Origin of the sequence: Streptomyces sp. NPDC058295 (genome assembly GCF_042880655.1) — a bacterium.
In the GTDB taxonomy this organism is placed as follows: Bacteria; Actinomycetota; Actinomycetes; order Streptomycetales; family Streptomycetaceae; genus Streptomyces; species Streptomyces coriariae.
This window is the reverse complement of record NZ_JBHVYO010000064.1, coordinates 34,396-43,243: the sequence shown is the minus strand read 5'-3', so window position 1 is coordinate 43,243 and position 8,848 is coordinate 34,396. Positions and strand designations below refer to the sequence as shown.

The 8,848-nt window shown below is 73.5% G+C and carries 8 protein-coding genes; 3 read left to right on the top strand and 5 right to left on the bottom strand.

Going from position 1 to position 8,848, the window contains the following annotated elements; all coding sequences use genetic code 11:
* Window positions 1–41 precede the first annotated feature (41 nt).
* Complete coding sequence (locus ACFVYS_RS39360; protein ID WP_389510097.1) at window positions 42–2,609, bottom strand: ABC transporter permease; 2,568 nt, start codon at window positions 2,607–2,609, stop codon at window positions 42–44.
* Window positions 2,610–2,613: 4 nt separating this feature from the next.
* Window positions 2,614–3,465 (bottom strand): ABC transporter ATP-binding protein, encoded by an 852-nt coding sequence (locus tag ACFVYS_RS39355; protein ID WP_389510095.1) that lies wholly within the window; start codon window positions 3,463–3,465, stop codon window positions 2,614–2,616.
* Between the two features lie 148 nt (window positions 3,466–3,613).
* On the opposite strand from ACFVYS_RS39355, the gene ACFVYS_RS39350 reads away from it, so the two are divergent.
* Both ACFVYS_RS39350 and ACFVYS_RS39345 read left to right on the top strand, forming a co-directional pair.
* Window positions 3,614–3,856, top strand: coding sequence for a hypothetical protein (locus ACFVYS_RS39350; protein ID WP_020131652.1), 243 nt, complete (start codon window positions 3,614–3,616; stop codon window positions 3,854–3,856).
* Between the two features lie 4 nt (window positions 3,857–3,860).
* A complete protein-coding gene (locus ACFVYS_RS39345; RefSeq protein ID WP_267023653.1) occupies window positions 3,861–4,235 on the top strand; it encodes a fic family toxin-antitoxin system, toxin component in 375 nt (124 codons plus the stop codon).
* On the opposite strand, the gene ACFVYS_RS39340 is transcribed toward ACFVYS_RS39345, so the two are convergent.
* Window positions 4,230–4,907, bottom strand: a complete 678-nt coding sequence (locus tag ACFVYS_RS39340) for a class I SAM-dependent methyltransferase (protein WP_389510093.1) — start codon at window positions 4,905–4,907, stop codon at window positions 4,230–4,232. The genes ACFVYS_RS39345 and ACFVYS_RS39340 overlap by 6 nt on opposite strands.
* Window positions 4,908–5,021: 114 nt before the next feature.
* Window positions 5,022–5,708, bottom strand: a complete 687-nt coding sequence (locus ACFVYS_RS39335; protein WP_389510092.1) for an esterase/lipase family protein — start codon at window positions 5,706–5,708, stop codon at window positions 5,022–5,024.
* Window positions 5,709–5,924: 216 nt separating this feature from the next.
* Here ACFVYS_RS39335 and ACFVYS_RS39330 point away from each other — a divergent pair, with 216 nt between their 5' ends.
* Window positions 5,925–8,129, top strand: a complete 2,205-nt coding sequence (locus ACFVYS_RS39330) for a LuxR C-terminal-related transcriptional regulator (RefSeq protein WP_389510090.1) — start codon at window positions 5,925–5,927, stop codon at window positions 8,127–8,129.
* Here ACFVYS_RS39330 and bioD read toward each other — a convergent pair.
* Complete coding sequence (gene bioD / locus ACFVYS_RS39325) at window positions 8,126–8,848, bottom strand: dethiobiotin synthase (protein ID WP_389510103.1); 723 nt, start codon at window positions 8,846–8,848, stop codon at window positions 8,126–8,128. The two genes, ACFVYS_RS39330 and bioD, sit on opposite strands and share 4 nt — an antisense overlap.

Here is an 8,848-nt window from a genome sequence, read left to right as displayed (position 1 = left end):
CGCGAACGCCTCGCGTGTTCGCGCCCGTGATCGCCTTCGTGTCACTCGTGCGCGATCGCGGCCAGTACGTTCATCCGCGAGGCGCGCAGCGCGGGCAGCAGGGCCGCCACCACACCGACGACCGCGGAGCCCACCACGACCGCGACGATCGTGCCCCACGGGACGGCGAGGGCCTTCATGCCCTGCAACTCCAGCACCTGCTGTATGCACACGCCCCACACCAGCCCGAGCGCCAGCCCCAGCACCGCGCCGAACACCGCGATCACGACCGACTCCAGCCGGATCATCCGGCGCAACTGCCGCCGGCCCAGACCGATGGCCCGCAGCAGCCCGATCTCCCGGGTCCGCTCCACCACCGACAGCGCCAGGGTGTTGACCACACCGAGCACCGCGATCACGATCGCGAGCCCGAGCAGCGCGTACACCAGGTAGAGCAGCACGGCGATCTGGTCGTGCACCAGCTTCTTGTAGTCGGCCTGGTCACGCGCCTGTACCTGCGGATACGCGTCGAGTGTCTTCTCCAGACGGGGCCGCAGCTGGTCGCCGCTGGTACCGGAGGCCGCGTTCACGTACAGCGCCGAGTCCTGCCCGCCGGGCACGTACTTCTCGACGGTGGCGATCCCGAGGAACAGCCCGCCCTGCATGCCGAACCCGTCGCCGCCGTCCTGGTCGGTGAGCGCGCCGACCTTCAGCGAGGTGGTCCGCTTCCCCGGGAACTCCACCGGCAGCACGCTGCCCAGCCGTACCCCGTGGTCCTTGGCGAAGTCGACGTCCATGCCGATGGCGCCGTCGGCCAGCGCGGCCGCCGTGTCGCCCTGGACGTAGGTGACGTGCGCGACGTCGTCGACCCGGTCGTCGTAGCCGGAGGCGGTCGTCTCGACGCGCTTGCCGTCGGGCAGCCGCACGGCGAGCGGCGCGAACCGCTGCCGGACGACGAGGCCGACGTCCTCGGTGTCGCGGACCGCGTCCGTGACCTCTTGCGAGAACGGCGTGAAGTTGGCGTTCTGGACGACGAAGTCGGCGCCCAGCGTCTTGTCGATCTGCTCGTCGAAGGACTTGGACATCGACGCGCTCGCCACCGACATCCCGCCGACCAGGGCGAGACCCACCATCAACGCGGCCGCCGTGGCGCCGGTACGGCGCGGGTTGCGCAGGGCGTTGCGCTGGCTCATCCGGCCGACCGAGCCGAACAGCGCGGGGAAGGCGCCGCCGAGCACGCGGATCACCGGGCGGACCAGCAGCGGCCCCGCGATGACGGTGGCGATGAGGGTGAGCACGACACCCAGGCCCAGCAGGGACGCCGCGGACGCCGTCTTCGAGGAGCTCACACAGCCGGCGAGCGCCGCCACGCCCAGCGCGCCGACGACGGCGCCCACCACCGCGCGCACCTTCAGCGGCCGCCCCACCCCGGCGATGTCCGCGTCCGCGAGGGCCGCCATCGGCGACACGGTCGCGGCGCGCCGGGCCGGGAGGTAGGCCGCCACGAAGGTGACGCCGACGCCGACGACGTACGCCGACACCGGGGTCGCCCAGCCGACGACCATCTCCGTGGTCTTCAGGTTCATGCCGAACGCGCTCATGAGCTTGATCAGCCCGGCCGCCAGACCGATGCCGGCGGCGAGGCCGACCGTGGAGCCCACGACACCGAGCAGCACCGCCTCGGTGAGCACCGAGCGGCGCACCTGACGGCGGTCGGCGCCCAGGGCGCGCAGCAGGCCCAGCTCACGCGTGCGCTGGGCGATCAGCATCGAGAACGTGTTCACGATCAGGAACACACCGACCAGGACGGCGATCCCGGCGAAGCCGAGCATCACGTACTTGATCACGTCGAGGAACCCGCCCAGCGCCTCCGCCGACGACTTCGCCTGCTCGTCCGCGGTCTTCACGTCGTAGGGCCCGGCACCGATCGCGGAGCTGACGCGTCGTTCGAGGACCGGGTCGCTCACCCCCCGCGCCGCGTCGACGGAGATGCTCGTGGCCTTGTCCGGCGACCCCAGGAGCTGCGTGGCGGCGGCCGCGGGGTCGAGGAAGACCAGGGCCGCGCCCGGGTTGGTGGTGGTGAAGGTGGCGATGCCGACGATCCGCACCTTGAACGAGCCCGGCTGGGCCATCACGGTGAGGGTGTCGCCGATCTTCACGTGCTTCTTGTCGGCGGTGTCGGCGTCGAGCATGGCCTCACCCGCGCCCTGCGGGGCGTGGCCGGAGGTCAGCTTCACCGGGCTGCGGTCGGTGACGTACCAGTCGGTGGCGATGGTCGGCGCGCCCGTGGTCGGCCCGACGGACTTGTTCTCGCCGTCCACGACCGTGATGTTCTCCACGCTCACGTCCGCGTGGGTCGACGCGACCCCGTCGACGCGGGCCACCTGCTGGGCGAGCGAGGCGGGCACGGTCTGCACGGCGCCGGTCGGCACGGACGCCTTCAGGTCGTCGCTGGGCTCGACCGTCACATCCGCCGACGTGGACGCGAAGAGCCGGTCGAAGGTGCGCGTGACCGTGTCGGAGAAGATCAGGCTGCCCGCGACGAACGCCACCGACAGGACGACGGCGAGCGCGGACAGCAGCAGCCGCCCCTTGTGCGCGAGGAAACTTCTGAGGGTGGCTTTCAGCACCGGATCACTTCTCCTTGGCGTCGGCGCCGTGGGCGTCGCCGGCCGGGATGCGGACGCCGCCGCTCTCGCCGTCGGGCTGGGCGCGGATCACGTCGAAGCGCTTCATGCGTTCCAGCACCGCGTCCGCCGTCGGCCGCTCCGTCTCGTCCACGATCCGCCCGTCCGCGAGGAAGAGCACCAGGTCGGAGTGGGCGGCGGCACCCGGGTCATGGGTGACCATGACGACGGTCTGCCCCAGCTGGTCGACGGCCTCCCGCAGGAACGCGAGGACCTCGAGCCCGGCGCGCGAGTCCAGGTTGCCGGTCGGCTCGTCGGCGAAGATCAGCTCGGGGCGGGAGGCGAGCGCCCGGGCGCAGGCCACGCGCTGCTGCTGGCCGCCGGACAGCTGCGACGGCCGGTGCTTCAGCCGGTCCCGCAGGCCGAGCGTGTCGATCACCTGGTCCAGCCACTTCTGGTCGGGCTTCTGCCCCGCGATGTCCATGGGCAGGGTGATGTTCTCGACGGCGTTGAGCGTCGGGATCAGGTTGAACGACTGGAACATGAACCCGATCCGGTCCCGGCGCAATCGGGTCAGCTCCCGGTCCTTCAGCCCCGTGATCTCGGTGTCGCCGATCCACACCTGACCGGCCGACACCGTGTCCAGGCCCGCCAGGCAGTGCATCAGGGTCGACTTCCCGGACCCGGACGGCCCCATGACGGCGGTGAAGCGGCCGCGCGAGATGTCCACGTCCACCGAGTCCAGGGCGAGCACCGTGGTCTCGCCGGAGCCGTACGCCTTGGTCAGACCGCGGGCGCGGGCCGCGATCCCGCCGGCCGAAGCCAGGCCGGGGGCGTGCTCCGCAGCAGGTGTGGACAAGGCTGCCTCCTCGCTCGTAAGGACGTGCCGATCGCACGGTGATGTTTCTGCCCGGCCGAGCGTAGTGTGACCCGGCGCACACCCGGTATCCCTTTTCACCTCCCGGCCGCCCTTGCCGTTGCTAGCGACACGGCGCTAGCGTCGAGGTATGGCGAAGACCCAGCTGAACGTACGCGTCGACGAGGGCACGGCCCGCGCCGCCCGCGAGCGCGCCACGGCCCGCGGCATGAGCGTCAACCGCTATATAGAAGAGCTGGTCAGACAGGACGCGGGCGAAGTCGGCCACACGTTCGTCGAGGCCGCCAGCGACTTCATGAAGCAGTACGAGGCCGTGTTCGCGGAAGAGTTCGGCGCCGATCGCGAGGGCGGCACGCGCGAAGGTCGCCGCTGATCCCTTGAGCGATCTCCGTATCGATCTCGCCTGGCTGCTCATGCTCGCCGAACAGAAGACCCCGGGGGACCCCCAGGTCACCGACTGGGGGGCGCTGGTGGCGGCCGTGGCGCGCCACCAGGCCGAGATATTCGACGTCCCCGTCTACGACGACGCGCCGGCCCGTGCCGCCGCGCTGCTCCAGCTCCTCATCCACGTCCCCGCGCTGGAGCGCTCCAACGCCCTGTTCGCCTGCGCCGTCGCGTACGCCTATCTCGTCGCCAGCGGTCTGAAGGTCGCCACCTCGCCCGAACAGGTCCGCGATCTGGCCCGGCTGGTCAAGACCGGGGAGGCGTCGGTGTCCGACATCGCGCGGGAACTGCGCCAGTGGAGCCTATGAGGGGCGGCGGGCCCTGCCGAGAACGCAGTAGGAGGCGGGGGACCGAGGGCCCTTCTCCGGCACGGTCAGCCGCCGGTACGGGCCGAGCTCGAACCCTGCCTCGCGCAGGGCGTCGAGCGGGTCCCGGGTGAGGTGACAGCCGCCGGCCAGGGTCGGCCACACCGTGCGGTCCAGCGCGCGCTGGGTGAACCGCATCACCGGACCGCCGCCGGGACCGTGCTCGAAGAACCGGAGTTCGCCGCCGGGTCGCAGCACCCGCCGCAGCTCCGCGAGCGTGCGGGAGGCGTCCCGCACGCTGCACAGCACCAGCGAGACCACCGCCCCGTCGAAGGCCTCGCTCTTCACCGGCAGCGCCTCCGCCACGGCCGGCACGACATCCACCGGCACCTCCGCGCGCCGGGCGGCCTCCAGCGCCAGCGTGCGCAGGTGGCGCTCCGGCTCGATCGCGACGATCTCCGAGACGGCGGCCGGGTAGTGCGCGAAGTTCAGTCCGTTGCCCGCGCCGATCTCGATGATCCGGCCGGACAGCCCCGTGAGCAGCTGATCGCGAAGGGGGGCCAGACCGCCGCGGGTCTCGGCGGCCGTGCCGAGCCGGGCGTAGAACCGGGCGAACAACGGATGGTGGACAAGGTCACCGGGCGCCTTGCCCGAGCCGGTGGACCGTAGGGGCATGGCGACCTCCCGAGCAGCAGCGGGCCTACCGGGATTGTCCCCCGTGCAGGCCCGCCGCACCCGTGCTGTCGCTGTCGCGTCGTTCACCGGACGGAGCGGCTCACCGGACGAGCCTCACTGGATGAAGTCGCGCACCTGCGCGTACACGCCGGAGTCGTTGTTGATGTCGGTGTGCGAGATGCACCCGACGCCGACGTTGGTGGCCCCGCTCAGCAGCGCCGAGGAGTCCGGGTCGATGGCCGAGTCGCAGTTCGACCAGTAGGTCGCGTAGTTCACGCTGCCCGGTGTCTCGTCACCGGAGTTGAGCGAGGTGAGGAACGAACTGCCGGTGACCATCTCGGCGCAGGAGGTGTAGAGCCAGCTGCACCACGAGGCGACCGACGTCCCGTGGTTGGTGCCCGCGACGGAGACGAAGTCGTCCACGTACGCGGTGCCGCCGAGGTTCTTGAGGTAGTAGCGGGAGCTGAGCGCGCCCATGGAGTGGATGACGACGTCGACCTTGGACGCGCCGGTTCTCGCCAGCACGTTCTTGATCTCGGTGGCCAGTTGGGAGGCGGTCGTGGCGTTCGACTGGGACCAGCTGTAGGTCCAGGCGTCCAGCTCGGCGGCCGTGTAGCCGTCGGCCTTGAAGTCCGCGACCCAGTCGTCCCAACTGCTGGAAGAACTGCTGAGGCCGTGCACGAAGACGATCGGGTTGTGGGTCGCGGCGTGGGCTGTGGGGGCGGAGAACGAGAGTGACAGAAGGAGCGAAGAGACCACGGCCGAGAGTGCCGCGGCGATGCGACGCTTGTGGCGCTGCATGATGCCTCCTGAAACGTGTGGGGTTGCCAGGAGTGTCCGGCGGGTCTACGCGCGCCGCATCGGTGAAATCGCCAGTCTTTACGGTTCAAGTAACCCGCCAGTAACGTCACTTGTGTGGTGACACGAGTGAACCCCCCGTCTGTGGACCGCACTTCGCCACCGGCGCCGCCGGGCGCGGGCCCGCGCCCGGCCGCGGCACTGTCCGAAGGCGTCCGCGTGCGCGTGCTGCGCCTCGTATACGGCGACCCGCGCGCCGCCGCCGAACTCGTCGCACGGCTGACCGAACGGCAGGCGGCCGGCCTCGATCCGCTGCCGGCCGAACCCGCCGACCTCGCCCCCGAGACGCTGCGCGCCCACCGCCGCGAGGTCCGCGCGCTGCCCGACGGCACCCGGCTGGTGCTCCTGCTGGCGGCCGCCGACCAGTACCCGGTGGCCACCCATGCCTTCCTGCGCGCCCTCGCCGCCGCCCGCCTCGACACCCGGCCCCTCGAAGCGGCGGAAGCGGCCGGGATCGCCTACGCCACGGCCGGCGGCGTCGGCTTCCGCGACGCCTGGACCCGGATCGCCGCGTACGAGACGGCCGCCCCGGCCGACCGGCGCGACGCCCACCGGCTGCTCGCCCGCGTCCTGCACGGCGCGGCGGAGACTCCCCGCCGGTCCTGGCACCGGGGCGCGGGCGCGCTCGGGCCCAGCGCACGGCTCGCCGCGGAACTCACGGCGGCCGCCGCCCGGGCGCGCGCCGCCGGCGACCCGGCGCTCTCGGGCGCCCTCGCCGAACGGGCCGCCGCGCTCTGCACGGACCCGGGCGAACGGTCCCGGCTCCTCGCCCACGCGGCGACCGACGCCTGGCACCGCGGTGACGGCGACCGGTCCCGCGCCCTCGCCGCCCGCACCGACGCCGACGCCCTCACCGGCATCCTCGCCCTGCGTACCGGGCACGCGGGGGAGGCGTTCGACGCGCTGCTGGCCGGGGCGGCACGGGCGGCCGGGGCGCGGCCCGCGCCCGGCTGCCCGCCACCGGGACGGGACGGCTCCGCAGCGTCCCGCGTCGGCTCCACTGTCCCCTCCCGCGCCGCCTCGCACGCGTCCGGCGAGGCGGCGGACTCAGCCCTCGCCGCCCCCGTCACCCACTTCCTGGCCCGAGCCGCCGAAGCCGCCGTCTACACCGGCGATCTGCGTCGATGCCGTGAAGCGGCCCTTGTCGCGGGGCAGTCGGGCATCGACCCGCCGGGTGTGCTCGGCGGGATCGCCGCGGCCGTCGACGGACGGTACGAGGACGCGCGCAATCTGCTGGAGGCCACCGCCGGACGGTGCGGTCCGGGCGGTGACCCCACCCTCCTCCTGCACGCGGGGATCGCCGCCCTGATGCTCGGCGACCACACCCGCGCCGCCACCGCCACGGTCCGGGCGGCCGCCGCGGCCCGCGCCCGGGGCGTCACCGCCGCCGTCTCCCAGGCCATGGAGTTCCGCGCCTACGCCGACTTCTGGACCGGCCGCCCGCGCGCCGCCGAGGCCGCCGCGCTGGACGCCCTGCGGCAGGCGTACGCCACCGGACAGGACAACGGCGCCTGCCATCTCCAGGCCGCCCTCGCGATGTTCGCCGCGCTCACCGGCGACGAGGACCTGTGCCGGGAGCGGGCCGCGGCCGCCCGCTCCTACGCCCTCGCCCACGCCCTGGGCCTGCCCGCCGCCCTGGCGCAGTGGGCGCTCGCCTTCCTCGACCTGGGCTCCGGCCGCTTCGACGCTGCCGCGGCCCGGCTGCGCGCCCTCGCCGCCTCGGGCCCGGGCCACGGCCACCGGGCCATTCGCCACCTGGCCACCCCGCACTATGTCGAGGCCGCCGTCCGCACCGGCGAGACCCGCGTGGCGCGCGCCGCGCACGCCGACTACGACCGCTGGGCCCGCGCCGTCGGCAGCCCCGACGACCTGGCCCTCAGTGCCCGCTGCCGAGCCCTGCTCACGCCGGGCGCCGACGCCGTCGAGCACTACCGCACGGCCCTCCGGTTGCACGCCGAAGGAACCCGGGCCTTCGAACGGGCCCGCACCGAACTGCTGTTCGGCAGCGCGCTGCGCAGGCTGCGCCGCCGCACCGAGGCCCGCGACCGGCTGCACAGCGCCATGGAGGCGTTCGAGTCCTTCGACGCCCCGCACTGCGCCGAGAGCGCCCGCGCCGAACTGCGCGCGCTGGGCGCCCCCGCGTCCCCCACCCGCGGCGACCGCCGCCCGACGGTCCACCTGACCGCCCAGCAGCTCCTCGTCGCCCGGATGGCGGCCGACGGCGCCACGAACCGGGAGATCGCCGCCCGCCTCGCCCTCAGCCCCCGCACCATCGACCACCATCTGAGAGGCGTCTTCACCCGCCTCGGCATCCGCTCCCGCATCGAACTCGTCCGGCTGCTCGCGGACGCGGACGGCGGCTAGAGCCCGGAACCGGTCCGCTTCCGGAAGGCCTCCGCCTCCCACGTCCCGTCCAGTCGCGGCGCCAGCCAACCGGGCGCCACGGCACGGAAATCGACGGGTGCGAGAGCGCCGGCGCCCGACGGCAGGGCCCCCAGCAGCGGGGCCCCGGCCACCTCCGGCAGATCCGCGACATTGCAACGCGAGGCCAGATCGGGGGAGTCGGGCCAGCTGCCGATCACGACTCCCAGCAACTCCACGCTCCGGCAACGAAGTTCACGAGCCGTCAGTTCCGTGGTGTTCAGTGTGCCGAGGCCGGCCGAGGCCACGACCAGCACCGGCGCCCGCAGCGACTGCGCCACGTCGGCCAGCGTCCCGCCCGCCTCGTCGAACCGTACGAGCAGCCCGCCCGCCCCCTCGACGAGCACCAGGTCGTGCCCGGCGGCCAGTTTCTGCGCCGCCTCCGCCACGTCCTGCGGCCGGACCGCCGCCAGGCCCGCCCTGCGCGCCGCCGTCGCCGGAGCCAGCGGCTCGGGATAGCGGGCCACTTCGGCCGTCGTCACCGCGCCCGCGAGCCGCGCCACCTCGTCGGCGTCCCCGCACTCGTCCGCGCGTACGCCGGTCTGCGCGGCCTTGAGGACGGCCACCGTCCGCCCCGCCGCGAGCGCCGACGCGGCGACCGCGGCCGTCGTGACGGTCTTGCCGACCTCCGTGCCCGTCCCCGTGATCACCAGGATCGGCAT

What these genes read in the sequence shown, in the direction of transcription:
- ACFVYS_RS39335 (WP_389510092.1), bottom strand. Translation starts at nt 5,708, where the DNA reads ATGCAGCGCCACAAGCGTCGCATCGCCGCGGCACTCTCGGCCGTGGTC.
- ACFVYS_RS39340 (WP_389510093.1), bottom strand. Translation starts at nt 4,907, where the DNA reads ATGCCCCTACGGTCCACCGGCTCGGGCAAGGCGCCCGGTGACCTTGTC.
- bioD (WP_389510103.1), bottom strand. Translation starts at nt 8,848, where the DNA reads ATGCCGATCCTGGTGATCACGGGGACGGGCACGGAGGTCGGCAAGACC.
- ACFVYS_RS39350 (WP_020131652.1), top strand. Translation starts at nt 3,614, where the DNA reads ATGGCGAAGACCCAGCTGAACGTACGCGTCGACGAGGGCACGGCCCGC.